Genomic DNA, 24,535 nt, shown 5'->3' on the forward strand with positions numbered 1-24,535 from the left:
ACACTGCAGCGCACCAAATGGCGCCACCGTGCAGCCGATCAGGCTGCTTGCATTGCGCACATACCTAGAAGAACGAGCCTCCCTTGCAGCTTCCCCATGGGAGCGCTGCATTCCCGCCTGTCTCTGAAGCGGCCCCTACATCAGGACCCCCTGTGCTGCAGGGTCGAGCCCCCGCTCGCCTGCACACGCTCATGTCCCGTAGGAGCCCTCATGCAACGTCGATCCGATACCGCCGCCAAGACCCAAACCGCACCCGCAGCTGCGGCCGGCAACTTCCGTCTTGAATCCATTCCCGCGCTGCTCGAAGTTGGCGTGCAGGCCGAGCATTGGTCAGCGGCACAACAACTGGCACGGCGGCGCGTGCTGTCGCGCCTGCTGCAGGCGCTGTTTCGTGAAGCGCTGCTCAATGCCGACCAGCTCATCGCCGATACACGCGCCGATGTGACGTTGCTGCCGATCTGGCAGCAGCGCGTGCTGTTGCGTTTCACTGGTTTGCGTCCGGGCGCGCTCGGCAGCTGGACATTGACCGGTGATATCGCCGTGCTGGCGCACGAGCGCCCGCCGGCACCCATTGAACGTCCGTCCGCCCTGCTCAACTGGCTCGCGCCCATGCTGGACATTGGCGATGCCACCGACGCCCACCGCCTGGCCGCCATTGCCCGCCTCGCGACGGAACTGGACAACAGCCAGGACAACGACACGCTGTGTCAGGCCTATCGGCTGGCCTGGGGCGAACGTCTCGCCGCCGAACATCGCACCGCAGCGTCGCAAGACGCGCTGGCCCTGCTCTGCGGCGATGGCACGCCGCACACCCTGGCGCGCACCGAGCAGTGGGGCACCGGTGGCCACCCATGGCATCCGGCCTACAAGACGCGACTGGGGCTCGCGCCTGAACAGGTCATCGCGCTCTCACCGGAGTTCGAAGCGCAGGTGCCCATCGGCGTGGTGGCCGTCGCGGCGCATCGCCTGCAGGTCACCACGATGGAGGGTGTGCAGCCGTACACCCACTGGTTCGCGGCAACCTTCCCCGACGCGATGGCGGCGTTTCGCAAAGCCTTGCTGGCACGCCAGCTCGCGCCCGAAGCGTGGCTGCCGCTGCCCGTACATCCGTGGCAGCGCGACACGACGCTCGGCGAGACCTTCGCACCTGAATTCGCCGCCGGCGAATTGATCAATCTGCCGGATATCAGCATTGCCGCCCGTCCGACGATGTCATTCCGCACGGTGGCCGCGACCGATGCGCCGGGCGGCCCGATGCTCAAGCTGCCGGTCAGCATGCGGCTGACCAGCGTTGAGCGCACCGTGTCGCCCAAATCGGCCGTGATGGGGCCGCGCGTGAGCGCCCTGCTGGAACGCATCCTCGCGACCGACGCAGGACTGGCGAACGTCCTGTCGATCGTGCCCGAACGCCACGGCATTCACGTGGCCGGCACGGAGGACGATCGCGCCCGGCATCTGTCGATGATCGTGCGCGACAACCCCACCACACGCATTGCCGGAACCGCGCGGTTGCTGCCGGTCGGTGCCCTCTTCACGCCGGACTTCACCGCGGACATGACGCACGCAGCGGCGCCCCTGCTGCTTGACACAGTGCTGGCGCGCCAAGCCGATGGCACGCGCGCCGAGCGGGCCGCGCGTTTCTTCAACGCGTACCTGCGCGTCGCCATTCCGGCCATCGTCGGCCTCTATCTGCGTTACGGCATTGCTCTGGAGGCGCATCAGCAGAACACCTTCGTCGTCATCGACGAGGCCGGCATGCCGGTGCGGCTGGTGGTGCGTGACTTTGGCGACGTGAAGATCGCGTTGCCGACGCTGCAGGCACAGGGCTTTTCGATCGAGCCGTTCCGTGCCGGCCACACCACGTATCCCGATCGGGACATTCCGCGCAAGAAGCTCATCCACGCCTTCCTGCTGTGCCATATCGGTGAACTAGCCCTGGCGCTGTTTCCCGAGCACGGTAGCGCCGTCGGGCTGCACCAATGGCATGACGCCATGCAGGCCGTGTTTGAAGCCAACCGCGCAGCGCTGGATGCCGACACCTGGGCGCGCGAGCGCCACGCGCTGCTCGACGCACCGTGGACGTTCAAGACGTTCGTCCGCATGCGTCTGCGCGACCAGTCCGACGACATGCACGCCGCGCTGCCCAACCCGCTGGCTGCAGCCGCTCGCGCATGAACCCGGCAACGACTGTGGACGCGTGGCGGGGGGCCATCCGGTGGCTCCTCGTCATCCAGGCCCTTTCAATGGGCGCGATGGAAATGACGGGGCCGTTCTGGCCGCTGTTCCTGCGTGAGCTGTCGCCGGTGCCGCACGTGCCGTTCGCGTGGGTGGCGAGCGCAGCGTACTTTGCGCCGATGGCCGCCACGCTCGTCACCGCGCCATGGTGGGGGCGCCTGGCCGACCGTGTCGGGCCCAAGCCGATGATCCTGCGGGCGCTGGTCGCGCTGGCCGCGTCACAACTGTGGTCGGTCTATGCAGACTCAGCAGCAAGCGTGCTGCTGGCGCGCACGGTGCAAGGCGGGCTGGCGGGCTTTCTGGCCGCCGCCCAGATCTACGCCATGCGCGTGGCGCCGGCCGACATGCGCCGGCGAGTCTTCGCCGATCTGCAGACCGTCACGGCGTGCGGCAGCTTCATGGCGCCGCCGGTTGGCGCGTGGCTCGTGGGGTGGATGGGCTTTCGCATGGCCAACACGGCGGGCGCGGTCGTGATCCTGGCGTGCATTCCGCTGGCGATGTTCTGCCTGCCCGCGATCAAGCCCGCCGCGCAGTCCGTAGACGAGCCGGACGCCGATGCTCGCCAGATACGTCGCGCTCCGCTGGGCGCCCTGGTGATCGGCCTGTTGCTCGGCACAGTGGCGGTGCAGGCGGCACGCGTCATGCCGCAAGGCTTCCTCGCGCCGTATATCACCGAGACGCTGCATGGCTCGGTGATGCTGGCCGGTCTGGCGTACAGCGCCACGGCCGCGACACTGGCGCTGTCTGCGCGCTGGTGGGCAAAGCGTTTTGCGGGCCTGCCCGTGCACGTCACGCTAGGGCGTGTCTGCGCATTGACCGCCGTCTGCGGCGTCACCGCACTCTGGCAAGGGGTTGCGCAAGGGGAGGTCGCATTTATTGCTGCGCGCCTGGCGTGGGGCCTGTGCCTGGGCGGCCTGCTGCCGGTCCTCAACAGCCTGGTGGCAGAAACCAGCCCGGAAGATCGTCAAGGCTTTGCTTTGGGGTTGTGCAGCAGTGCAGCCAAGGGCGGCGCGCTCATCGGCCTGGGCGTGGCGGCGTTGTCGACGGGCCTGTTCGGATGGCGTGCGGGCTTTGTCGCCATGACCGCCATGTACCTGGCGGCACTGCTTGCCCTGCTGGTCATACGCCGCGCAGCCTCACCACACGCAGCATCGGCGGTGGGGCAGACTCAACGCGCCTGACGTCCGGCGCGCCGCTGCAGCTGTGTCTGCTCGGCGCGCCAGGCGAGGTAGCCAAGGCCGAGAAACGGCCACAGCCAGCCGATCCATTGCGACAGGCTGTTGAAGTGGACGAAGCGCCCCAGCCGCCAGCTTTGCGCCGACACCCACGAATAGGGGCTCGGCGGCAGCACGTTGGACAGGATGATCAGCGCGATCAGCAGGGCCATGGCCAGCGCCCCGCGCAGCCAGCGCGGCAGGCGCACCAGCAGCACCAGCACCAGCGAGCCGACGACCAGCCCGAAACGCGCACCGGATGAAAGCCAATCCCACGCGCCGCCCAGCGGAAACTGCAGCACCGTCGCCCCCGCCTTCACCAGCAGCGCGCCCGCCAGCAACGCGGCCAGCAGGCGCAGCATGGGCGCCCCGCGGCGCATGGCCACGCTGGCCAGCAGCCCCGTGCCGATCCAACTGCAAGCGGTGATGAGGGCTTCCAGCAGTTCCTGGCGCTGCAGCGCTTCCGGGTGCGCAGTCAGCTTGTCCTGCCAGTCGAACAGCTCCGGAAACCACCCGTTGAGGAAATTGACCACAAAGGCATCCGGCGATGGATCGAGCAGGATGCTGCGGATCACCCCACCCATGCTGAAGAGAAATTCCTGCGGAAAAATCTGCGCAAACGGCCACGCCAGCATCAGTAGGATCGCAAAGGTCGCATGCGGCTCGAACCAGCGGCGGCGCAGGCGGCGCAGCCCGCCCCGGTCGATCAGCCGCGCCGCAAACGGCAGCATGACGATGCTGCCCAGCAGCGCGCCCAGCGTATTCGTCGCCAGATCGACGTTGGAGGATACGCGCGTGGGCAGATAGGTCTGGATCGCTTCCATGGCGCCCGAGAGCAGCAACCCCGCCAGCAGGGCCAGCAACACCGCACGCCAGCCCGTGATGCGCGGGTGCAGCGCCAGCACCGTCAGCATGCCCAGCGGCATGTAGCCCCACACGTTGGTGAGCAGGTCGAAGCCGGTGTTGTAGCGCGGCAGCGGTGCGCTCAGGAAGGCAAACGGCGACACGCCGGTGTCCGTCCAGCCGGCAAACGGATACAGGCTGGCGTAGACGACCAGCAGCACGAACCACCCCAGCCCGGCGCGTGCAAGCGGCGAGTGGCGATGCGGAGTGGGTGCGGCGGGTTGCGAGTGGAAGTCCGTCACCGGAAGAAGCAGCTATCTATCTAGGAGGAGGAGCGGACATGCCCGGAAGAAGCCGCCCATGATAGCGTCCGATGCCGCTCTTCACGGATGGTTCCTCCATCCGGTGGAGAGGTCGAGGTATCAGCGTCGGCGTGTGCCAAATGCGGCCCCGGGCGTTGTGGGCGCGGCCGGGGTTGGCGCCGCCAGCGGCAAACCCGCCACCCAGTCGAGCACCTCGCCGATGGCCTTGTCCGACGCCTGCGTGAGCGCCGTCACCCCACCCGCAGCGTCAGGGCTGGGCGCAGGCGCATCGGCCTGCACGACGCGCTGGTCGATCACCCCGCGCGCCAGTGACACCGTTGCCCGCAGACGCACCACGCCCCGACTGGCTTCAGGCCTGTCGAACACCTGTGAAAAGTCGACCAGTTCGATACGCAAGCTCGGCACATCGGGCGTGGGATAGCCGACCACATGGCCGCGCGCGGCCGCCGCATTGCGCAAGCGCGCGTCGAACAGGCTCACAGGCGATTCCACCCAGCGGCTGTTGGCGTACGCGTCGGTGCGCTGGCTTTGCGCATAGGCGAGGCGGTAGTAGATGGCGTTGCCATCCATCCAGCCGGGGCCGGCCACGTCGGCCACGCGCAAGGCGGTGGGCAGGCGTGCGCCTGCGCTGGTGGCCGGCGCGAGCCCAAAGTCATACAGCGCGGCGGGCGCCACGGGGGCGCTTGAGCAAGCTGCCAGAAGCGACAGCGCCATCAAAGCAGGCAGCGCGTGCGAGCGGCGGAACACAGCAGAGAACATCGGCATGGAATCTCCTCAGGGCTGGGCCGAAGCGCGGCCGGCGGGCGCGGTGAAGCCGGTCTCACCGGGGCCGGGCGCGCCGGGCGCGGGGCCAAACAGCACGCTCTGCGGCCGGGCGTTGAAGTCGGTCACGGCATGGTCGAAGCCGCGCACAGCCTGGCGAGCCTCACGCGCAAAGCCGTTGAGTTGCGGCAGCGTTTCGTAGGTCAGCACGTTGGCGGCGGATTGCATCGATTGCGTCGCCGCCGTCAGATCGGTCCCGGCGCCGGAAAGCGTCGTCATCAACGGCCCCTTCGGGTCGGACAGCGATTGCGTGAGCTTGCGCGTGGCCACCAGCGTGGAATCGAGGTTGTCAGCAATCTTGGGCAGACGGCGCACGGTCGGCTCTGCCTGCTGCGCGAGCGTGCTGTAGGCGTCCATCGTCTTCTGGAACGATTGCAGCGACGCCGTGACCTGCTGGCGGTGCTCGTCGTCAAACATGATCGACAGCGAGTTCAGCGTCTGATCGAGCTTAGAGAGCATCTGGTCGCCGCGCTTGTCCAGTTCGTCGAGGAAGCCGGCTTCCATGCGAATGCGAGCGGGGTCCTTCTGGGATGTGGCCAGGCGCACCGGGCTGGGCGCGTGCTGGCTGTTGTCGAAGCCGCGGTCGTCGAGCTGGACGTAGGCCAGACCCGTCACACCTTGGTACGCCAAGCGGCCATACGTCGTGGTGGTAATGGGCGCATCCTTGTCGACCAGCACGCGCACGACGATCTGCCCCGGCACCTTGTCGTCAAAGCGGATGCTGTCGACCTTGCCGACGTCCAGGCCACGATATTTCACGGAAGCCTGTGGGTTCAGCCCGTTGACGGTGGAACGCGTGACCACGTCGTACGGCACGCGTACGGTCTGGTCGCGGTTGAACCACATGACGGCCAGCCCGATGAAGATGACCAGCCCGATCGTGAACAGCCCGGCCAGGAATGCGTGGGCCTTGTTTTCCATCAATCCTCCTGCGTCGAAAGCGAGGCTGCAGCCACCGCCTCCGTCATCTGCGGGCCCAGCGCCATCAGGGCCCGTTTGCCCCGCTCACCCAGGAAGTATTCCTTGATGAACGGATGATCGATCTGAATGATCTGCTCCAGCGGCTTGGCCGCCACCACCTTGCGATCCGCCAGCACGGCAATGCGGTCGGACAGCGCTACCAGGGTGTCGAGATCGTGCGTCACCATCACCACGGTCAGGCCCAGCTCCTGGCGCAACTCGCGGATGAGCGCAACGTAATCGTCCGATGCGCGCGGGTCCAGCCCGGCGGTCGGCTCATCCAGAAACACCAACTCCGGCTCCAGAGACAACGCCCGTGCCAGCGCCACGCGCTTGATCATGCCGCCCGACAGGTCCGACGGCATCTTGTCGGCATCGGTCGATTTGAGCCCCACCATCTGCAGCTTGAGCATCGCCACGCGCTGGACGAACGCGTCGGGCAATGTGCGCAATTCGCGCATCGGCAACGCCACGTTGTCGATCACGGACAGCGCAGAGAACAGCGCGCCGTGCTGGAACTGCATGCCCCAGCGGTTGCGCATCGACTGCAGATCGTTGCCCACCTGGCAGGTCAGCTCTTCGCCAAAGATGTGGATCGTGCCCGAGGTGGGTTTCTCCAGCCCCACCACTTGGCGCAGCAGCGTCGTCTTGCCGCTGCCCGAGCCGCCGACGATGGAAAGCACTTCGCCGCGAAACACGTCCAGATCGATGTTGTCCAGCACGGTCACCTTGCCATAGCGCTTGGTGACGCTGCGCACCTCGATCACGCGTTCGCGCGCGGGCGTGATCGCCGGCGGCGCCCCGGCATGCTCGATATGCGGATGGCGGGGGCGCGTCATATCCCGACGTCCTTGAAGAGGATGGCGAACACGGCATCCGCGAGGATGACAATGGTGATCGACACCACCACCGACGTAGTCGTGCCCTCGCCCAGGCTCTGCGTGTTGGGCTGGATGCGCAGACCGAAGTGGCACGCCACCAGCGCAATCAGCATGCCGAACACCACGCCCTTGCCGATGCCGAGCCACAGGTTGGCCACCGGCACCGCATCGGGCAACGAGGTGATGAAATACGTGGGGCTGATATCGAGCTGGAACTTGGCCGCAAGAATGCCGCCCGCCAGCGCCAGCAGATCCGTCCACGCCACCAGCAGCGGCATGGCAATCGCCAGCGCAATCACCTTGGGCAGAATCAGCCGAAAGCCGTGGGAGATGCCCATCACGCGCATCGCATCCAGCTCTTCAGTCACCCGCATCACGCCGATCTGCGCAGTGATGGCTGACCCCGAACGCCCGGCCACCAGAATCGCAGCCAGCACCGGTCCAAGCTCGCGGATGATGGCCATCCCCAAAATGTTGACGATGAAGATGCTGGCCCCGAACACGCGTAACTGGTTGGCCGACAGATAGCTCAGCACGATGCCGATCAGGAAACCCACCAGCGCCGTAATGCCCAGCGCCTTGTAGCCCGTGCTGTAGATGTTGGCGGAGATCTCGCGCCACGGCCCGCGATGCGGCGCGCGCACGAACCTGCCGAAGTCGAACATCAGTTGGCCAACCATGGCGATGCCGTTACGGGCGTGATCGAAGAAATCGAGCATGCCCTCGCCGAGGATCGCCACCGGGTTCATGCGCGGCGCCAAGCGCTGCTTCCAGCCGCCGGGGTCGAGCTTGGCAACGCGATCGAGCATGCGGCGCTGGTCGGGCCGGGCATCCAGGTGTTCGGGCCACTGGTTGCCCCAGGCGCGCCAGAGCAGTTGCGCGCCAAAGTGGTCGATACGGCCGACTTCGGTCAGGCACCACGCGTTGGCGTTGTCCAGCCCGGCGCGGATCTGCTGACGTGCGCTGCGCACGCCTGCGCGCTCGGCCAGCGCGAGCGTGGTCCAGTCGCCGGAGAGAAAGGCGACGGAGCGTCCATCGACAACGCGCACCTCAAGCTGCGGTGTACGGCAGGTGATCAAACGGTTCTCCGTAAGCGGTGATGCCGGATATCGGTCGAATTGTAGCCAACGCGCCGCCAAACGCTGTCACACTGGCTGCCACACTGTGAGGCCTTTGCATCGCTTGAAGCAAGCGCCAGCCCCGTGTTTGCAGCACCGCTCGTACAATGCGCGCATTCTTAGCGCGAACTTGATCGCCCGTTTTTTATGTCTCTTGCCGAACCCTCCGCGCGGTGGCGCCTTGCGCGCGAGCGCATCCAGCCCAGCGGCCCGGCTGCCAACTGGCCTGTCGATGTGGTTGAGACCACCGGCTCCACCAGCGCCGACCTGATGGCCGCCGTGCGTGATGCCGCCTGGCCTGCCAGCACGACGATTCCCGCCCCAGCCAGCGCCGCGCCGCTGCTGGGCGCGCGCGTGCTGGCCGCGCAGCGCCAGACCGCCGGGCGCGGTCGCCAAGGCCGCCCGTGGGGTGGCGACCACGGCCTGACCTTCTCCATCGCCTGCGCCTTTGCGGGCGAGCCCGCGCAGCTTGGCGGACTGAGCTTGGCCGTGGGTGTGGCCGTGGCCGACGCCGTGGCTGGGTACGCGGACGCCCGGGGCGGGAGCGGACAGGCGCTCGCACTGAAATGGCCCAACGATGTGCAAATTGCGGGGCGCAAGCTGGCCGGCATCCTGGTCGAGACCGTGCGGACAGAGCCGGGCCGGACCTGGGCCGTCATCGGCATCGGCCTGAACCTGGAACGGCCGCGCGTGCTGGAAAACACGCTGGGCCGCGGCCTGTCAGGCGTGGAAGAACTGGTGGATGCGCCAGAGCCGAATGCCGTGTTCTCGGCGCTGCTCACGTCGCTGGGTGAACACCTGCAGCGCTTCGGCGCACAGGGCCTGGCGCCGTTCGTTGCGCCGTTTGCCGCCCGCGATGCCTTTGCCGGCGAGCGGGTGCGCCTGTGGCAGGACGGCACCATGGTGCTCGAAGGCGTGGCGCATGGCATCGATGCACAAGGCCGGCTGGCGATCGAATCGGGCGGACGTGTGCAGTGGATCCACAGCGGCGAGGTTTCCTTGCGCAGCGCAGACGCGGAACAGCCATGACGCGCCTGAAAGTCTCTGCCGCGCACGCCGCCCCCGCCCGTCCGCTGTTGCTGATCGACGCGGGAAATACGCGCATCAAGTGGGCATGGATTGCCGGTGGTGCCGATGCCGAACTCGCCCTGCCCGAAGAACCCGGCGGCACACCCTGGCAGCATGCGGGCGCCCGTGCGCACGATCGATTGGCTGAACTGGTGGAAGACTGGCGCGATTGCCACGCCTCCGGTGTTGCCCCACCCGAGGTATGGATCAGTGCAGTGGCTGGCCCGGCACTGCGCGATGCACTCACCGCGCGCATCGCCCGCGTGTTCGACGGGGCACGCGTGCGCATTGCCGCGTCGGAAGATGCCACCGCCGGCCTGCGCAACGGATATCGCGACCCAACGCAGCTTGGCACTGATCGGTGGGTTGGCGCGGTCGGCGCACGCCACTTGTGGCCCGACGCGGCCCTGCTGCTGGTAACCGCAGGCACCGCCACCACACTCGACATCGTCACGCCCGATGGCCTGTTTGCCGGCGGCCTGATCCTTCCCGGCCTCACATTGATGATGCGCGCGCTGTCGCGCAACACGGCGCAGTTGCCCGAAGTCGATGTCAGCTACCTGAGTGCGGGCGACGTCGTTGCGCCGCCCTGGGCCGACAATACGCAGGACGCCATCGCGCTGGGCTGCGTCATCGCACAGGCGGGCGCAATTGCGCAGACGTGGATGGCACTGCAGAAGCAATACCCCGGCCCGGCACGCTGCGTGCTGAGCGGCGGAGCACGCGCCGCGCTGGGGCCGCATCTGCGCATGCCGTTCCAGATGCACGATAATCTCGTGCTGCTCGGCCTGCAGGTGCTGGCGCGCGCGCGCCGGGAAGGTGCCGCGACGCTGGCCTAGCCTCGGTCGGCCGGGCTGCATTTTTCGTCTGACGTCTTACCGTTGTTGCTGCTGTGTTCCTGCATTCCGAGCCACCGTCCGAATCCACGTCCGTTCGCACCATGACGCTTCGCCTCGCCCTGCTGCTCCTGCTGCTCGTCAACGGCGTTCTGCTCGCGGCCAATACCGGCGTGTTCGGGCCAGAAGTGTCCAAGGCGTGGTTCGAGAGCGAGCGCGAGCCCGATCGCATGCGCCGTCAGATCCGCACCGAAGCAATCCGTATTCTCGAACCGGCACCCGCTTCTGCACCGGCCACCGCCTTACCCCAATCGGCGCCGGGCTCGCCGCCGGCGGCGTCGGCGCCTGCCGCATCGAGTCCGCAAGCGAACATCGAGCATACGGCTCTGACCACCACTACCACCTCTGACAGCGGCGGCAGTTGCACCGAACTCGGCGGCCTGACCGAAGCACAGGCCACGCGAGGCATCGACCAGCTCAAGCAGCTGGCCGGCGTGCAGGTTGAGCGCATCACGCGCCAGGAAGACAACCGCTGGTGGGTCCACATGCCGGCCCGCGACACGCGCGACGACGCCGATCGCAAGGTGGCCGAACTCAAACGCCGCAACGTGGCGGATTCAGCCATCGTGCAGGAAGGCAATACGTTTGTGGTGTCGCTCGGTCTGTTCCGCGACAAGGAGCGCGCGCAGCAGCGTCTGGACGAACTGCGCGCCAAGGATGTGCGCACGGCCGTGGTCACGCAAACGCGCCGGCTCGGCTCGCAGACCTCGCTACGCGTGACCACCACCGCCGATGCGGCATCGGGCGTCGTAGCCCAACTGGCCGCACTGAAGAAAACGCTGGGAGCCGAAGACCTGCACGCTTGCGCGGCAGTCACGGCATCGCGCTAAGCGTTCAGGACGACGCGCGCACGCGCTTGAGCAGCGCCGTTGTCGAGCGATCGTGCTCAAAGGGAATCGCCAGCGCCGTGCCGCCCCAGCTACGCACGACACGCGTTTCTTCCAGCGCATCGATGTCATAGTCGCCGCCCTTGACGTAGATGTCAGGACGCACGCGCTGGATGAGTTCGACCGGGGTTCGCTCGGCAAACAACACCACCAGACTCACCGCTTCCAGCGCAGCCAGCACGGCCAGGCGATCGTCCTCCGCATTGAGCGGGCGGTCGTCACCCTTGCCCAGCATCCGTACCGAGGCATCGGTATTCACGCCCACCACCAGCGAAGCGCCCAGTGCGCGCGCCTGCGCCAGATACGTGGCGTGCCCGCGATGCAGGATGTCGAACACGCCGTTGGTGAAGACCAGTGGGCGCGGCAAGGCACGCACGCGGGCTTCCACATCGACGGAGTCGCAGATCTTCTGTTCAAAGGCGGGCGCGGGCTGGCGAGCGGTCATGGCGAAGGCGAAATCGGGGTGGAAAACAAAACGGCCCATCGAATCGATGGGCCGCTCACTGCCAGTGGCAAGGATCAGGCAGCTTGTTCGGCCGAGCCGAGCAGACGTGCGTTGAGTTCCTTGCGGTAGCGGTTCAGGTCTTGCACGGTTTCGAAGGTGCGCTCGAACAGCAGACCCATGTTGTGCAGGATGCGCTCGATGACCTTCTTTTCCCAGCCGGCGTCGAACTTGATCTGCTCGTCCAGCCAGTGCTCCAGCCAGTCCGGGTTCGGCAGGCGCGACTGCACGGTGTCTTGCGGGAACAGCGCCTTGTTCACGTGCAGATTGGTCGGGTGGAGCGGCTTTTCGGTGCGGCGCGCCGAAGCCATCAAGACGCCGATCTTGGCGAATGCGCTGCGCGCGCTGTCGCCGAACTGGCCGAGATATTTCTTCATGTAGCGCAGGTAGGCGCCGCCGTGGCGGGCTTCGTCCTGCGACAGATGCTTGTAGATTGCCTTGATGACCGGCTCGGTGTGCCATTCGGAGGCACGGCGATACCAGTGGTTCAGGCGGATCTCGCCGCAGAAGTGCAGCATCAGCGTTTCCAGCGGCGGGGCCGGATCGAACTCGAAGCGCACGTTGTGCAACTCTTCTTCGGTCGGTACGAGCTCAGGGCGGAAGCGGCGCAGATATTCCATCAGCACCAGCGAGTGCTTCTGCTCTTCAAAGAACCACACGCTCATGAACGCCGAAAAATCGGAGTCGTGACGATTGTCACGCAGGAACATCTCGGTGGCCGGCAGGGCAGACCACTCGGTGATGGCATTCATCTTGATGGTCTGCGCTTGCGCGTCGGTCAGCAGCGACGCATCGAACGTGTCCCACGGAATATCCTTTTCCATATTCCAGCGGACCGCTTCCAACGACTTGAACAATTCGGGATAGAGCATGGTAAGCCTTTGAATTTGCAGGCGGATTCTAGCAGACATGCTTGACCAGCCCCCGATTTTCGTGGTTGCCGGAGCAAAGTTCTGCGCCGCCCGTTTCCTCGTGACAACAGGCCTGCCGGCGCCACAATCGCAACGTGGCTTGGCGACCCCCTCACACGCGATGCGATCGCGCATTGTCTCGCGGTACGCCGCGATGTGATCGGCAGCGCGGTGGCCGTCCGTCTTTTGTGTCAGACCGGGCACCGCCGGGCAAGGTTTCCAGTATAGGAAGCGCTGCAATTCGTGGGGCGAATGGCGCGCAACGCATACCGCACATTTCACCTGAGGCGACCCCGGGGCGTTATACCCTAGACTGAAGACAAATTCCGGCTCGCCGGCTGAGCGTCCGCTTTTGGAGATTCGCCATGTTGCTTTCTGCCACCGTTTCCGCGCGTAGGCCGCGCCTGCAATTGCACGCGTCGGGTGTGCTGCGTCGACATCATCTGCTGATGATCGCCATTGCGATTGCCATTGCCGTGATCGCGTTGCTGCTGCCACGCACGGGGCATGCCGCCACTTCGAGCGCCCCAACCACCGCGCAAGCACCGGCTGCCGCAGGCGCCTGCCCCGCCAGCCTGAACTTTCGCGTCAAGCGCTTGCAGGACGATGCGCCGCAAGACCTCTGCCAGTACGCCGGCCGCGTCGTACTGGTAGTCAACACCGCCAGCTATTGCGGCTACACGCATCAGTACGAAGGGCTCGAAGCGCTGTACGCGAAGTACCGCGACAAGGGCCTGGCGGTGCTGGGTTTTCCGTCGAACGACTTTCAGCAAGAACCCGGCAACAGCAAGCAGATCGCCGACTTTTGCTACAACACGTATGGCGTGAAATTCCCGATGTTCTCGAAGACAGCGGTGGTTGGCGCGGGCGCGTCGCCGCTGTATTCGTGGCTGGCGACGCAGACGGGCCAGCCGCCCAAGTGGAACTTTCACAAATATCTGCTGGACCGCACCGGCCGCGTAGCGGCGGTGTTCCCGAGCAGCATCGAGCCGAGCGACCCCGCGCTCATCAAGCGCATCGATGCGCTGTTGGCTGAACCGTCGACACGCTCGTCGCGCTGATCAGGCTGCGCGCATCGTGTCAGGAATCGCGCCGTACAGGAACGCGGCCAGCTCGTCGCGACGGGCTTGTACGTCGCGCTCGCCCAGGTCGATCAATTCTTGCGTGAACTCGGGTTCGAAGAGCAGATAGCTCGCGAATGCCGCACCGCGCGCTTCGGTGCCGCCCAGCGGCTTGAGGAGCGCACGCACCGTGCCCGGCAGGCGCTGCACGTGGCGCGAGGCAATCAGCTCGATGCGCTCGGACGGCGCCATCACCAGCACTTCGATCTTGCGCCAGCCGTCGCGCGCGTCGGCAATCTCGGGGTTGCGGGCCACCACTGCGTTGACGTGCTGCAGCCGCTCGATATCGGCCGAGAGCCCGTCAAGAAAGATGCTCGCCAGCGCCTGCCCCGCGATCTGCGCGAGCGACGGATAGCCGGACGCCGGCACCGTGTCGTACCAGCCCGGCTGCGAGCGAGACGCGGCGCCCACCACCAGAATGCGATTCGCGCCCAGATGAATGGCCGGGCTCAACGGCGACATCTGGCGCATCGTGCCGTCGCCGAACCATTCGTCGTTACCTTCGAGCGGCACCGGCTCGGCTGGGAAGATGAACGGGATGCTCGACGAGGCGAGCATGTGCGAGACGCCGATCTCGTCGGATACCGCAATCCGTTGCGAACGCCGCCACGGCAGCACCACATGCGGCGACTGATAGAACGTGACATGGCGCCCAGTGGTGTATGACAGCGCGGTGATGGCCAGCGCGCGCAGCGCTCCGGCATCGAATGCGGCCTGCACCTGCTGACCGTCGTGTTGCGACTCAAGCAGTTCACGCAGCGGCGTATTGTCGAACAGCGCGCGCGGCGTGCGGCCGGTCATCCAGCCGAACGCCAACGCGGTCAGCCACCGGGCACCGCTGGAGCCCACGCGGCCCACGTCCGTGCGATAGACACGATCGGCATGCAGGCTGCCCCAGAGCTGGGTGAGCGCCTCGGTGGCGAGCGTGAAATCCTGTGCGCCGCGTGCGAGGCCCAAACTGTTGATCGCCCCCGCCGACGTACCGCAAATGACGTCGAACGGCGTGCGAGCCACCCCCGGCGCGTACTCCCGCGCCAACTCCGCGATGCCGCGCAGCACACCCACCTGATAGGCGGCCCGCGCGCCGCCGCCCATCATCAAGAGCGCAGTGCAGTCTGGCGACATCGATCAGGGCGTGTCGTTGGCGGGCTTGCGCGGCGCAGATTTCGCCGGCGCTTTCTTGGCAGCCGCCTTCTTGGTGGCTGGCTTGGCCGTGCTGCCCGCAGGCGTCTTGGTGGCCGGCTTCTGCGCCGGCTTGGCGGCAGCGCGCTTGGGCTTGGCCGGCGCCGTCTTGTCTTCGATGTCTTCCGGCGCCGCGTCCAGCCCTTCCGCGCCCGGAGCCCCCGCAAACCCAGGGAAGCCTCCTGGGAAACCCGGCATCAGGTTCTGCGGCATCGGCATGGCGGCGGCAGCGGAGCTGGCGATCTGGTTGAACTGCTGCTGCAGCATGTTCCACCACGGCGAGGGGTCCAGCGCGGCTGCGGCGGCACGTGCGGCAGCTTGCGCCTGCGCGGCGGCCTGGGCCTGAGCCTGGACATTCTCGGCGCGGGCTTCGGCTTGGTCGTCGTCAGTGTCTTCTTCCGCCTCGGCCTCGTCTTCGGGCGGCGGTTCGTCTTCGGCCGGCTTGGCTGTGGCGGCCGTGTGCGGCCACGCGGGCTTGGATTCTTCGTCAGTCGAGGACGCGCTCGGCGTCAGGCCGTCGAACGCGGACTTCATGGCATCGGGCGTCAGCGCGGAGCCGAAGGTCTGCAAAGCCACCAGCGTGGCGCGCTGCACTTCCAGGCCCTGGATTGCCGTGCGCAGCAGGCTGGCGTTCAGTTGCAGCCAGCCCTCAACAGCGCGCAGGTCGTGGATGCGCTTGTCGATTTCCTCGAGATCCATCGGAGGCGCGGCAAAGCTGGCCATGTTGGGCATGCCGCCACCGGCCATCCCGGCAAAGCCGCCGCCCCACAGCTTGCGCAGAAAATCGAAACCGCCTTCGGCGAAATTGGGCATCTGGGTGAACATGGTGTCTCCTACAAATCGGTCGGGGTCGGGCGCACGGGCGTGTTTCCTATCAGGCGCCATCAAACGTGGGCGGACGCTTCTGGCGCAGGCTCGCAATGCCCTCGCGCACGTCGGGGCCCGCAAAACCCATGAATTCAAGCGCCAGCGATGTATCAAAACTTGGACCCGCCAAGCGCAACCAGTTGTTCAGCGCGTACTTGGTCCAGCGGATGGCCGTCTGCGAACCCGCCGCCAAGCGCTCGGCGATTTCGAATGCGCAGTTGACGAGATCCGCTTCGGGCACGGCTAGCGAGACCAGCCCAATGCGCTCGGCCTCCTCGCCCGTCATGGACTCGCATAGCAGCAGGTAGTACTTGGCCTTGGCCATGCCGCACAACAGCGGCCAGACAATGGCCGCATGGTCGCCCGCTGCCACGCCCAGGCGGGTGTGGCCATCGACGATGCGGGCGTCCTTGGCGGCGATGGAAATATCGGCCAGCAATCCGGCGACCAGCCCTGCCCCCACGGCCGGGCCGTGCATGGCGCTGACAATGGGCTTGTCGCAGTTGATGACGTTGTAGACGAGGTCCCGCGCCTCGTGCCAGACGCGCGTGCGCACGTCGAAGTCTTCGGCCATCTGCTCGACGAGGTGCAGATCGCCGCCGGCCGAGAAGCCCTTGCCCTCACCGCGGATGAGCGCGACGCGCACCGAGGGCTCGGCGGACACATCGCGCCAGATCTCCGCCAGCTCGCGGTGCAGGCCGGCATCGGCAGTGGACAGCTTGCGGTTGGCCGACTGCGCCGCGCCCATCACGATTTCAAGGATGGGGCCGTGCTGGACGAGCGTCAGCGCCTGATAGCGGGCAAAGCGGGGAGCGAGCGAGGTCATGGCGTCCGAGGTAATGGATCAAGCATAGCGGATGAGATCGCACGTGCAACGCGGGATGTGCGCCGCCGTCACTTTGCGGTATCGGCCAAATGCCATTGGCCGCGGCGGATCTGCGCCATCACGCGGGCGCGCTGGTCGAGGCCCACGTGGTCTTGCGGGCTCATGTTGACCACGCCGGTGCTGGTGGGCAGATCGCGCACCTGCTCCAGTGCGTCGCGCAGCGCCTCGCGAAAGGCCGGCGTGCCCGGCTTGGCCCGATTGAGCGCCACCGGCACCGCACGCTGCAACAGCACGCCGATGTCACCCGTGTAGGCGGCGAAGATCGACACGCTTCCCTTGCCGAAGGCGGCCTCGTAGCGACGCGCAAAATCCAGCGCCTGCTTCTTGGCAGGGTTGGTGTCGGACAATTCGGCGGCGACCATCACGGGGCCGGTCGGCACGTAGGCGCCTTCGCAATCCTTGCCGCACAGCCTGACGAAATCGTTGTTGGAAACGCCGTGATTGAAGTAGATCTTGCCGGTGTAGCCGCGCTCGGCCAGCGCCCGGGCCGGCAGCGCGGCGGGCGTTCCGGAGCCGCCAATCACCACCGCGTCGGGCTTGTTGGCCAGCAGATGCAGCACCTGCGCGGTCACGCTGTTGTCGGTGGGCGAAAAACGCTCGGTATCGGTGATGCGGATGTGCTTGAGATCAGCAAAGCGCTGCACCTCCGCCAGGAAGGCCTCGCCCAGCGCATTCGCAAAACCGATGTAGGCGATGGTCTTCACGCCATGCGCAGCGGCGTGCTCGGCAATGAGCGATGCCATGTGCGAATCCGAGTGCGGCGTCTTGAAGATCCAGCGCCGCTTCGCATCCATCGGCTCGACCAACCTGGCGGATGAGGCCAGCGAAATCACGGGCGTCTTCCCCTCGGCCGCGGCGTCGATCATCGCCAGCGTATTCGGTGTCGTGGACGAGCCCACGATCACGTCCACGTTGGACTCGCTCATCAGCTTGCGTGTGTTGGTGACAGCGCGCGTGGTGTCCGACGCGTCGTCCAGGACAATCACGTCGACCTTCTCGCCGCCGATCTCGCGCGGCCACAGCGTGGTGGCGTTCTTCTCGGGCTGCCCCAGCGAGGCCTGCGGCCCAGTGGCCGACACCGTCACCCCGATGCGGATGTCCGCCAGCGCGGCGGAAGACAGCAAAGCCAAACCGACCAGTACGCCCGCATGTCGCCACTTCGGTCGCTGCATTGGGGGTCTCCTCCCGTGGTTTGGCAAAAAGCGTAGCGGTTTTGCGGCGGTTTGGCGATGCGGAGTCGCCCAGGCTAGACAGGTTCAGGCAGCGAGCGCAGTGATGCCGGCACGCGGCAACGCATCCTCCACCAACGCGCGCATCGATTCGAGCACGGCCGATTGCGGCATCAGGCCGAAGTTATGCAGCGCCATCACGTGATCGACGCCCATGTCGGACAGCCGCGCGAGCTTCTCGGCCACCGCGTCAGGCGTGCCGAACAACGACAGGCCGCTGGCCAGCACATCGTCGTAGGTTTGGCGGCGCGCGTAGAGGCGCGTGGCGACGTACAGATCGAACGCGTCGGCGGCCGTCGCACGCACGGCGGCTTCGGTGGGGCCTACGTGCGTGTGCAGCGCGACGGCCGCCATGCCGCGCGTGTCGGCAATGCCCGCTTCGGCCAGGCCGCGCCGGTAATCGTCCATCAACGTGCGGATGTCGTCGAAGCTGTCGACCGAGGCATACGGCACGAAGAGCATGCGCCGCCGCTGCCGGCCAATGTGATACGCCGCCTCGCGCCGCAGGATCGCCACGTGGATCGGCACGCGGGCCTGCACCGGCAGAACGTTGAGGCGCACGTCGCGCAGCGTGTGGAACTGGCCCGCGTGGTGCACGCGCTCGCCAGCGAGCAAGCGCTCGACGAGCATCAATGCTTCGTCAAAGCGCTCGCGCTTGATGGCGGGGTCGACGTCGTAGCCTTCGAACTCGTGCTTGAGATAGCCAGAGCCCACGCCCAGCGACAGCCGTCCGCCCGAAAGCGCATCGACCATCGCGTAGTTCTCCGCCACGGTGGCCGGATGGTGGAAGGTGAGGATGGAGATGGCCGTGCCCAGCCGCAGGCGTTGCGTCTGCGCGGCCAGATGCGAGAGAAAGACCGCAGGGTTGGGAACGGCGCCGTACTCGTGAAAGTGATGCTCGGCCACCCAGAAGGTGTCGTAGCCGAGCGCCTCGGCATGACGCGCCTGGGCGATGACGTCTGCGTAGAGTTGCGGCAGACTGCGGGGCCGGTCGGGGTAGTGGTCCTGCACGGAAAAGATCGACAGCTTCATGGCGTCTCCCGGGTTTCGAGGTCTTTTCCAGCGCGCGGGCCGCCGCGCCGGTTGTATCTTTTAACGTAACGCGTATCTTATAAAGCGACGCCCGAGACTTCAAGATGCCCATCGACGCTCCCCTGCCGCCGGATACATCGCCCGACGATTTGCCCGCAGAAGACGCCGCGCCTGAACGCACCAGCGCCGGCATCCAGTCCGCCGAGATCGCGCTGAGCGTGCTTTCAGCGATGGCGCATGCCGGTGGCGCACACGCCGTCTCCGAACTGGGCCGCCAGCTCGGCATGCCGCGCGCAAAGGTTCACCGCTACCTGGTGTCGCTGGAGCGCATGGGTTTTGTGGAGCAGGACCCCGCCTCCGCCCGCTACCGGTTGGGCGCACAGGCATTGCAGGTGGGGCTGTCGGCGCTGTCCGACGTGGATTTCGTGCGTGAAGGCAGCAACCTGCTGCCCAAGCTGGCCGAACGGCTGAACGAAAGCGTGTTTCTGTCGATCTGGACCTCGCGCGGCCCCGTCATCGTGCGCTGGGAAGACAGCGGCCGCCCGGTGGCGGTCAATGTGCGGGTCGGCTCGGTCATGCCGCTGCTGAACTCGGCCACGGGCCAGGCGTGCGCCGCGTGGATGCCGGAAATCCAGATCGTCTCGCTCATCGACCGCGAACTGCGCGGCCCCGGCGCCGGCAAGGCCGGCCTGACCGACTGGCTGAACTGCCGCGCTCGCTGGCAGGCGGTGCGGCAGGAAGGCGTGGCCCGCATCGGCGGGACGTTGGTGCACGGCATCGATTCGGTGGCCGTGCCGGTGCTCGATTCACAAGGCAAGCTGGCGGGCGCGATCACGGCCCTGGGCTTGTCCAGCGTGTTCGATTCCAGCCTGGAAGGTCCCGCCTCGCGGCTGCTGCGCGAAGCCGGGCGGACGCTGTCGCTGCGCCTGGGGTATCACGGGCAGGCGCTGACAGCGGGTGCCGCGGCGCCAAAGCGGGGGCGCCGTCCGAAAACGGCACCCGAATCCGCTTAAGCCTTACGCCTGCGTGCCCGGGGCAACGACTTCCTGGTCGATCGCCCCGAAAATCGACACGCCATTGGCGTCGAACATCTCGATCTTCACGGTGTCGCCGTAGCGCATGTATTCGGTGACGGGTGCGCCGGATTCGAGGGTTTCCAGCATGCGTTTCTCGGCGATGCACGCGTACCCCTTGCTGCGGTCCACGTTGGAAATCGTGCCCGAGCCGACGATGCTGCCCGCACGCACGTTGCGTGTCTTGCAGATGTGCGCGATCAGCTGGCCGAAGTCGAACACCATGTCGGTACCGCACTCCGGCTGACCAACCTTCTTGTTGTTCCAGCGCACCGTCATCGGCAGATGCACCTTGCGTTCGCGCCAGGCGCCGCCCAATTCATCGGGCGTGACGGCCACAGGGGAGAACGACGTGGCCGGCTTGCTCTGGAAGAAGCCGAAACCCTTGCCCAGCTCCGCCGGGATCAGGTTGCGCAGCGACACATCGTTGGCCAGCACGATCAGGCGGATGCCCTCGGCAGCGGCGGCCGGCTCGGTGCCCATCGGCACGTCGCCGGTAATGACAGCCACCTCCGCCTCGAAATCGATGCCGAACGCTTCGCTGCGGCAGATGATGGGGTCATGCGCGCCGGCAAGGTCATCCGAACCACCCTGGTACATCAGCGGGTCGGTCCAGAACTCGGCGGGCATCTCGGCGCCGCGTGCCTTGCGCACCAGTTCAACGTGGTTCACATAGGCCGAGCCATCGGCCCATTGGTACGCGCGCGGCAGCGGCGCCATGCAGTTGCCGGCGTCAAACGCAAACGGGTGGCGCGCACGGCCCGCGTTGAGCTGGTCGTACAGATCCTGCAACTGCGGTGCATGGAAGGCCCAGTCGTCCAGCGCGCGCTGCAGTGTGCCGGCGATGTGCGTGGCGAAGTGAGCGGTCTTCAGGTCCCGCGAAACCACGGCCAGCTGGCCGTCGCGCGAGCCATCCTTGAGGGTGGCGAGTTTCATGTGCGTTGTATGGAAAAAGGCTGCGCGGATGGTACACCTAGCATCGGCTAAACTGGCCCGAACTGATCCCTCACCCCTCACCATGTCACCGCTGCCCGCCGACACCGATCTCGACCTGGAGTCCGATGCCGATGGCGAACTGGATGCGCCCGCGCGCTCGGGCATCCAGTCCATCGAAGTCGGCTTCCGGCTGCTGGAAGTGCTCACGCACACCGATGGCCCGATGATGCTGCGCGACCTGGCGCGTGCGGCGCCCATGAACCCCGCCAAGGCGCACCGCTATCTGGTGAGCTTTGCGCGTCTGGGGCTCGTCACGCAAACGCCCGAAGGCCGCTACGACCTGGGGCCGTTCGCGCTGGAAATGGGGTTGGTAAGCCTGAACCGGCAAGACCCGATGCGCCGCGCCCGGCCCGCAGCCGCCGCATTGCGCGACGAGATCGATCACACCATCGGCCTGGCCGTGTGGGGCAACCAGGGCCCAGCCATCGTCCACTGGGAAGAAGCCAGCCATCCCGTAACGGTCAGCCTGCGCCTGGGCGACGTGATGCCGATGCTGAACTCGGCCACCGGTCGCGTGTTCGGCGCTTACTTGCCGCGTGCGCAAACGCGTGCGTTCATCCAGCGCGAACTCGACCGCATTACGGCAGCAGGGAATACCCCGAGCGCCGAGAACCCCGAGCTGCCGCAAACGCTCGAAGCCTACGACGCCATCTGCGCAGACGTGCGCAAGCACGGCGCTTCGCGCATCCACGGCGGCGTATTGCCGGGCATCAACGCGATGTCGCTGCCTGTGTTCGACGCCAACGGCCAATTGTGTCTCGTGCTGATCGCGTTGGGCGCACAAAGCACCTTCGACACCACTTGGAGCAGCCCGCTGGAGCGGCGCTTGCGGCTGGCCGCACAACAGCTTTCCGCCGATCTTGGATACGTTGCACCCCACGCCCCGCAATCCTGACGAACTGAATACCGACCGCGTGCAACCCCGCAGGCGTCGCTTCTATCGGCTTGGCCGGTTCGGGCTCGTGCTGCTGGCCGTGCTCGTGCTGCACATCATTGCCGTCGTGTGGATCGCGCGCAGCCGTCAGGTGACGTGGCCGCCGGCGCCCGAGCAGATCATCCCCACGCTGTTGCTGCATCCCGAGCCCGTGCAGCCGCCAACGCCCCCGGCTGCGCCCAAGGCCCGCCCGGCTTCGCCCCGTCCGCGTTCTCAGACCCCACCCGCTCCGGCGCCGACACCCACGCCGCCCGCGCCCGATCTGGCAAGCATGGACCCGTCCGAATTCACCAGCGCTGGCGCTCAAGCCTCGGGCGATACGGGCGTGGTCAAGGATCTGAGCGGCGAAGGCCCGAGCGGGCCGCCTGCACCGCCGGGCGACGCGTTCTTGCTGCCGCCCTCAGCCACGCTGCGGTACGCCACTTACGTCAACGGCGTGCGCAACGAAGATGGCGTGATCCGCTGGGCCACCGATGGCAAAACTTACACGCTTGCCGTGGAAATTCCGTTGCCGCTCTTCTTCGGCAAACTCGCGTTTCGCAGCGCGGGTGTGGTCGGCCCGTATGGCCTCACCCCCACGCGCTACGAAGAAGTGCGCGGGCGCCGACAACCCGACGTGACGACGTTCCATTACGCGACCGATCCCATACCGGCATCCGGCGCACAGAGCGCACCCACGGTCACTTTCACCCGCTCGCCGGCCGTGCTTCCGTTGCCCGAGGGCACGCAAGACCGCTTCAGCGTCTTCCTACAATTGACCGGATTGGCCCGTGGCGGCCCCGAGCGGATCGCCAGCCCCGGCCTCACGCTGGAATTCCCGATCGCCGATACCGACAGCGTGGAAGTGGCCCGCGTCCAGCACGTTGGCGAGGAAACCATCGACACCCCGAACGGCACGATTCGTGCGCAACACTTCATACGCCTGCCGCGCCGTGCAGACGACAAACGGCGTGTAGAGATCTGGCTGTCTGCCGATCACGGTTGGCTCCCAGTACGCCTGCGCCAGACCGAGCCCAACGGCATGCAATTCGATCTGGTCTACCAGTCCCAAGAAGGAGGCTGACATGGACGCCAACGCCCTCTCCAACTCCGGCACGGTGCGCGCCAACGGCATCGATATCCACTACCGTACCGACGGCACAGATGGGTCATGGGTCGTGCTTGCGCACGCGTTGGGCGTGGACCACCGGTTGTGGGACAGCATCGCCCAACGCCTGGCGAGCCGCCACCGCGTGCTGCGCTACGACGCGCGCGGCCACGGCAAGACCAGCGCGCCGCACGGCGCCTACACGCTGTTCCAATTGGCGGATGATGTGGCCGGCTTGCTTGATGCCCTGTCGATTGAACAGGTGCATTTCGTTGGCCTGTCGATGGGCGGCATGGTCGGGCAGGTTTTGGGCGTACGATACCCGCAGCGGCTGCTCTCGCTCACGCTGTGCGACACCGTGTGCTACACGCCGGTGTCAGCGCATGCCATGTGGGACGAACGCATCGGCCAAGTCGAAGCGCACGGCATGAGCGGCATTGTCGAACCCACGATGCAGCGCTGGCTGACCACGCCGTTTCGTGAAGCCCATCCCGACGTTGTTGAACACATCCGCGGCTTGCTGCGCGCCACGCCTCCGCACGGCTATGTCGGTGCATGCCTGGCCATCAAGGCGCTCGACACACGCAGCTCGCTTGCACGCATCGCTTGCCCAACGCTCGTCATGACCGGCGAACAAGACACCGGCGCGCCAGTGGAAGTAGCGCGCGAGATCGCCTCGCTCATTCCCGACGCCCGTTTGAAAGTGATTTCGCACGCAGCGCACCTGGCGCCTATCGAACAGGAGGAGGCCTTCCTCACCGATCTGGATGAATTCCTCGGGCACGCAGGATGCGGGAGCCAATGTGACACGCCATAAGGCCTGCTTGCCTTGCCGATAGTTGCAGGCGCCCCGCACACGGCCCGTCGTCTACCCGCCGAATGGCGGAAGGCCGCTTGCTTCTTTCGATGCAGGAGCGGAAAGGTCTTGTTACGCGATCACAACGCACGTCACACATTTCGCCTCGCGTTCGCGAACTTTGTGACCGATCATAAAGCCCAAGGAGCAGATGGAGCAGAACGGTCAGGAGGCGGGAGTTGATCGGCCCTTGAAGTCATGGTCGTGGGCCCCATCTACCCGGTGCAGCAGTAGAGCAGTCCCCACAACAGCAAGACGATTGACGCCTCGGAGGTGCACCATGCAGATGATCTACAACAGCGACAACTACTGTGTTGTTGAGTTCGGTGTAGACGGCCAACACGCCATGCTGGCAGCGGGTGGCTACGAGATCGTGGACAAGAACCTCAAACGTGAAATCTTCCTCGGCGGCGAGTTAGCCGAGCATTTCCGTGAGGACGTGAAAAAGCTCATCGCCAGCGAGCCCACCGTTGAAGAAGTCGACGACTTTCTCGGCAAATTCGACACGGTGATGACGCAGCCGGTGACGATGCACTGACCTACAGCGCGGGCAAGATCGCCCGCCAGACGGATCAACAAAAAACGCCCGGAGCATGGCGCTGCCGGGCGTTT

Annotated in this window: 24 protein-coding genes; 11 read left to right on the plus strand and 13 right to left on the minus strand. The window is 66.4% G+C overall.

Going from position 1 to position 24,535, the window contains the following annotated elements; all coding sequences use genetic code 11:
- Positions 1–210 precede the first annotated feature (210 nt).
- Both M1D44_RS13060 and M1D44_RS13065 read left to right on the plus strand, forming a co-directional pair.
- The gene (locus M1D44_RS13060) at positions 211–2,175 is read left to right on the plus strand and encodes an NRPS-independent rhizoferrin synthetase (RefSeq protein ID WP_316852798.1); all 1,965 of its coding nucleotides are present in this window, start codon (positions 211–213) and stop codon (positions 2,173–2,175) included.
- Positions 2,172–3,416 (plus strand): rhizoferrin export MFS transporter, encoded by a 1,245-nt coding sequence (locus M1D44_RS13065; RefSeq protein ID WP_316852799.1) that lies wholly within the window; start codon positions 2,172–2,174, stop codon positions 3,414–3,416. Before M1D44_RS13060 ends, M1D44_RS13065 begins: the two co-directional genes overlap by 4 nt.
- Here the strand turns inward: M1D44_RS13065 and M1D44_RS13070 are convergent.
- The 5 genes from M1D44_RS13070 to M1D44_RS13090 form a co-directional block, all read right to left on the minus strand.
- Positions 3,404–4,594: a VanZ family protein gene (locus M1D44_RS13070; protein ID WP_316683810.1), complete on the minus strand. Its 1,191-nt coding sequence runs from the start codon at positions 4,592–4,594 to the stop codon at positions 3,404–3,406. The genes M1D44_RS13065 and M1D44_RS13070 overlap by 13 nt on opposite strands.
- Before the next feature lie 120 nt (positions 4,595–4,714).
- Positions 4,715–5,380, minus strand: coding sequence for an ABC-type transport auxiliary lipoprotein family protein (locus M1D44_RS13075; protein ID WP_112186121.1), 666 nt, complete (start codon positions 5,378–5,380; stop codon positions 4,715–4,717).
- 9 nt (positions 5,381–5,389) lie between these two features.
- Entirely contained in the window at positions 5,390–6,358 is a 969-nt protein-coding gene (locus tag M1D44_RS13080; protein ID WP_316852800.1) for an MlaD family protein, read from the minus strand.
- Positions 6,358–7,236, minus strand: a complete 879-nt coding sequence (locus M1D44_RS13085) for an ABC transporter ATP-binding protein (RefSeq protein WP_024976803.1) — start codon at positions 7,234–7,236, stop codon at positions 6,358–6,360. The genes M1D44_RS13080 and M1D44_RS13085 overlap by 1 nt, the downstream gene beginning before the upstream one ends.
- Positions 7,233–8,357 (minus strand): MlaE family ABC transporter permease, encoded by a 1,125-nt coding sequence (locus M1D44_RS13090; protein ID WP_024976804.1) that lies wholly within the window; start codon positions 8,355–8,357, stop codon positions 7,233–7,235. Before M1D44_RS13090 ends, M1D44_RS13085 begins: the two co-directional genes overlap by 4 nt.
- A 186-nt stretch (positions 8,358–8,543) precedes the next feature.
- Here M1D44_RS13090 and M1D44_RS13095 point away from each other — a divergent pair, with 186 nt between their 5' ends.
- The 3 genes from M1D44_RS13095 to M1D44_RS13105 all read left to right on the plus strand — a co-directional run bounded on the left by M1D44_RS13095 (position 8,544) and on the right by M1D44_RS13105 (position 11,190).
- Entirely contained in the window at positions 8,544–9,425 is an 882-nt protein-coding gene (locus tag M1D44_RS13095) for a biotin--[acetyl-CoA-carboxylase] ligase (RefSeq protein WP_316683812.1), read from the plus strand.
- The gene (locus M1D44_RS13100; protein WP_316852801.1) at positions 9,422–10,303 is read left to right on the plus strand and encodes a type III pantothenate kinase; all 882 of its coding nucleotides are present in this window, start codon (positions 9,422–9,424) and stop codon (positions 10,301–10,303) included. Before M1D44_RS13095 ends, M1D44_RS13100 begins: the two co-directional genes overlap by 4 nt.
- Before the next feature lie 101 nt (positions 10,304–10,404).
- Positions 10,405–11,190 carry an SPOR domain-containing protein gene (locus tag M1D44_RS13105; RefSeq protein ID WP_112186129.1) on the plus strand — a complete coding sequence of 262 codons (786 nt, stop codon included), beginning with the start codon at positions 10,405–10,407 and terminating at the stop codon, positions 11,188–11,190.
- Between the two features lie 4 nt (positions 11,191–11,194).
- Here the strand turns inward: M1D44_RS13105 and rfaE2 are convergent, their stop codons facing one another.
- A complete protein-coding gene (gene rfaE2 / locus M1D44_RS13110; RefSeq protein WP_316683814.1) occupies positions 11,195–11,692 on the minus strand; it encodes a D-glycero-beta-D-manno-heptose 1-phosphate adenylyltransferase in 498 nt (165 codons plus the stop codon).
- A 74-nt stretch (positions 11,693–11,766) separates the two neighbouring features.
- Positions 11,767–12,621: a ferritin gene (locus tag M1D44_RS13115; protein WP_009239234.1), complete on the minus strand. Its 855-nt coding sequence runs from the start codon at positions 12,619–12,621 to the stop codon at positions 11,767–11,769.
- A gap of 404 nt (positions 12,622–13,025) precedes the next feature.
- Here M1D44_RS13115 and M1D44_RS13120 point away from each other — a divergent pair, with 404 nt between their 5' ends.
- The gene (locus M1D44_RS13120; RefSeq protein WP_024976809.1) at positions 13,026–13,721 is read left to right on the plus strand and encodes a glutathione peroxidase; all 696 of its coding nucleotides are present in this window, start codon (positions 13,026–13,028) and stop codon (positions 13,719–13,721) included.
- On the opposite strand, the gene M1D44_RS13125 is transcribed toward M1D44_RS13120, so the two are convergent.
- From M1D44_RS13125 to M1D44_RS13145, 5 genes are all read right to left on the minus strand, one after another.
- Positions 13,722–14,906 carry a patatin-like phospholipase family protein gene (locus tag M1D44_RS13125; protein WP_051541470.1) on the minus strand — a complete coding sequence of 395 codons (1,185 nt, stop codon included), beginning with the start codon at positions 14,904–14,906 and terminating at the stop codon, positions 13,722–13,724.
- 3 nt (positions 14,907–14,909) lie between these two features.
- On the minus strand, positions 14,910–15,788 hold the full coding sequence (locus M1D44_RS13130; protein ID WP_024976811.1) for a PhaM family polyhydroxyalkanoate granule multifunctional regulatory protein: 879 nt from the start codon (positions 15,786–15,788) through the stop codon (positions 14,910–14,912).
- A 49-nt stretch (positions 15,789–15,837) separates the two neighbouring features.
- Positions 15,838–16,656 (minus strand): enoyl-CoA hydratase/isomerase family protein, encoded by an 819-nt coding sequence (locus tag M1D44_RS13135; RefSeq protein WP_024976812.1) that lies wholly within the window; start codon positions 16,654–16,656, stop codon positions 15,838–15,840.
- A 68-nt stretch (positions 16,657–16,724) separates the two neighbouring features.
- A complete protein-coding gene (locus M1D44_RS13140; protein ID WP_316852802.1) occupies positions 16,725–17,888 on the minus strand; it encodes an ABC transporter substrate-binding protein in 1,164 nt (387 codons plus the stop codon).
- A gap of 84 nt (positions 17,889–17,972) precedes the next feature.
- Positions 17,973–18,977, minus strand: coding sequence for an LLM class flavin-dependent oxidoreductase (locus M1D44_RS13145; RefSeq protein WP_316852803.1), 1,005 nt, complete (start codon positions 18,975–18,977; stop codon positions 17,973–17,975).
- Positions 18,978–19,081: 104 nt separating this feature from the next.
- On the opposite strand from M1D44_RS13145, the gene M1D44_RS13150 reads away from it, so the two are divergent.
- On the plus strand, positions 19,082–19,990 hold the full coding sequence (locus M1D44_RS13150; protein ID WP_024976815.1) for an IclR family transcriptional regulator: 909 nt from the start codon (positions 19,082–19,084) through the stop codon (positions 19,988–19,990).
- Between the two features lie 3 nt (positions 19,991–19,993).
- On the opposite strand, the gene M1D44_RS13155 is transcribed toward M1D44_RS13150, so the two are convergent.
- A complete protein-coding gene (locus M1D44_RS13155) occupies positions 19,994–20,986 on the minus strand; it encodes a fumarylacetoacetate hydrolase family protein (protein ID WP_024976816.1) in 993 nt (330 codons plus the stop codon).
- A gap of 82 nt (positions 20,987–21,068) precedes the next feature.
- On the opposite strand from M1D44_RS13155, the gene M1D44_RS13160 reads away from it, so the two are divergent.
- From M1D44_RS13160 to M1D44_RS13175, 4 genes are all read left to right on the plus strand, one after another.
- Positions 21,069–21,941: an IclR family transcriptional regulator gene (locus M1D44_RS13160; RefSeq protein WP_024976817.1), complete on the plus strand. Its 873-nt coding sequence runs from the start codon at positions 21,069–21,071 to the stop codon at positions 21,939–21,941.
- On the plus strand, positions 21,907–23,043 hold the full coding sequence (locus tag M1D44_RS13165; RefSeq protein WP_428984642.1) for a DUF3108 domain-containing protein: 1,137 nt from the start codon (positions 21,907–21,909) through the stop codon (positions 23,041–23,043). Before M1D44_RS13160 ends, M1D44_RS13165 begins: the two co-directional genes overlap by 35 nt.
- Position 23,044: 1 nt before the next feature.
- Entirely contained in the window at positions 23,045–23,884 is an 840-nt protein-coding gene (gene pcaD, locus M1D44_RS13170) for a 3-oxoadipate enol-lactonase (protein WP_316852804.1), read from the plus strand.
- Between the two features lie 319 nt (positions 23,885–24,203).
- Positions 24,204–24,461: a BTH_I0359 family protein gene (locus M1D44_RS13175; RefSeq protein ID WP_012760982.1), complete on the plus strand. Its 258-nt coding sequence runs from the start codon at positions 24,204–24,206 to the stop codon at positions 24,459–24,461.
- Positions 24,462–24,535 lie beyond the last annotated feature (74 nt).

Source organism: Ralstonia sp. SA306 (assembly GCF_054792405.1).

Bases quoted from the DNA above. Each gene is read 5' to 3' on its own strand.
- M1D44_RS13100 (WP_316852801.1), top strand. From the start codon at position 9,422: ATGACGCGCCTGAAAGTCTCTGCCGCGCACGCCGCCCCCGCCCGTCCG.
- M1D44_RS13145 (WP_316852803.1), bottom strand. From the start codon at position 18,977: ATGAAGCTGTCGATCTTTTCCGTGCAGGACCACTACCCCGACCGGCCC.
- pcaD (WP_316852804.1), top strand. From the start codon at position 23,045: ATGGACGCCAACGCCCTCTCCAACTCCGGCACGGTGCGCGCCAACGGC.
- M1D44_RS13150 (WP_024976815.1), top strand. From the start codon at position 19,082: ATGCCCATCGACGCTCCCCTGCCGCCGGATACATCGCCCGACGATTTG.
- M1D44_RS13065 (WP_316852799.1), top strand. From the start codon at position 2,172: ATGAACCCGGCAACGACTGTGGACGCGTGGCGGGGGGCCATCCGGTGG.
- M1D44_RS13175 (WP_012760982.1), top strand. From the start codon at position 24,204: ATGCAGATGATCTACAACAGCGACAACTACTGTGTTGTTGAGTTCGGT.
- rfaE2 (WP_316683814.1), bottom strand. From the start codon at position 11,692: ATGACCGCTCGCCAGCCCGCGCCCGCCTTTGAACAGAAGATCTGCGAC.
- M1D44_RS13075 (WP_112186121.1), bottom strand. From the start codon at position 5,380: ATGCCGATGTTCTCTGCTGTGTTCCGCCGCTCGCACGCGCTGCCTGCT.
- M1D44_RS13105 (WP_112186129.1), top strand. From the start codon at position 10,405: ATGACGCTTCGCCTCGCCCTGCTGCTCCTGCTGCTCGTCAACGGCGTT.
- M1D44_RS13140 (WP_316852802.1), bottom strand. From the start codon at position 17,888: ATGCAGCGACCGAAGTGGCGACATGCGGGCGTACTGGTCGGTTTGGCT.
- M1D44_RS13085 (WP_024976803.1), bottom strand. From the start codon at position 7,236: ATGACGCGCCCCCGCCATCCGCATATCGAGCATGCCGGGGCGCCGCCG.
- M1D44_RS13155 (WP_024976816.1), bottom strand. From the start codon at position 20,986: ATGAAACTCGCCACCCTCAAGGATGGCTCGCGCGACGGCCAGCTGGCC.
- M1D44_RS13160 (WP_024976817.1), top strand. From the start codon at position 21,069: ATGTCACCGCTGCCCGCCGACACCGATCTCGACCTGGAGTCCGATGCC.
- M1D44_RS13060 (WP_316852798.1), top strand. From the start codon at position 211: ATGCAACGTCGATCCGATACCGCCGCCAAGACCCAAACCGCACCCGCA.
- M1D44_RS13095 (WP_316683812.1), top strand. From the start codon at position 8,544: ATGTCTCTTGCCGAACCCTCCGCGCGGTGGCGCCTTGCGCGCGAGCGC.
- M1D44_RS13135 (WP_024976812.1), bottom strand. From the start codon at position 16,656: ATGACCTCGCTCGCTCCCCGCTTTGCCCGCTATCAGGCGCTGACGCTC.
- M1D44_RS13115 (WP_009239234.1), bottom strand. From the start codon at position 12,621: ATGCTCTATCCCGAATTGTTCAAGTCGTTGGAAGCGGTCCGCTGGAAT.
- M1D44_RS13080 (WP_316852800.1), bottom strand. From the start codon at position 6,358: ATGGAAAACAAGGCCCACGCATTCCTGGCCGGGCTGTTCACGATCGGG.
- M1D44_RS13125 (WP_051541470.1), bottom strand. From the start codon at position 14,906: ATGTCGCCAGACTGCACTGCGCTCTTGATGATGGGCGGCGGCGCGCGG.
- M1D44_RS13130 (WP_024976811.1), bottom strand. From the start codon at position 15,788: ATGTTCACCCAGATGCCCAATTTCGCCGAAGGCGGTTTCGATTTTCTG.
- M1D44_RS13120 (WP_024976809.1), top strand. From the start codon at position 13,026: ATGTTGCTTTCTGCCACCGTTTCCGCGCGTAGGCCGCGCCTGCAATTG.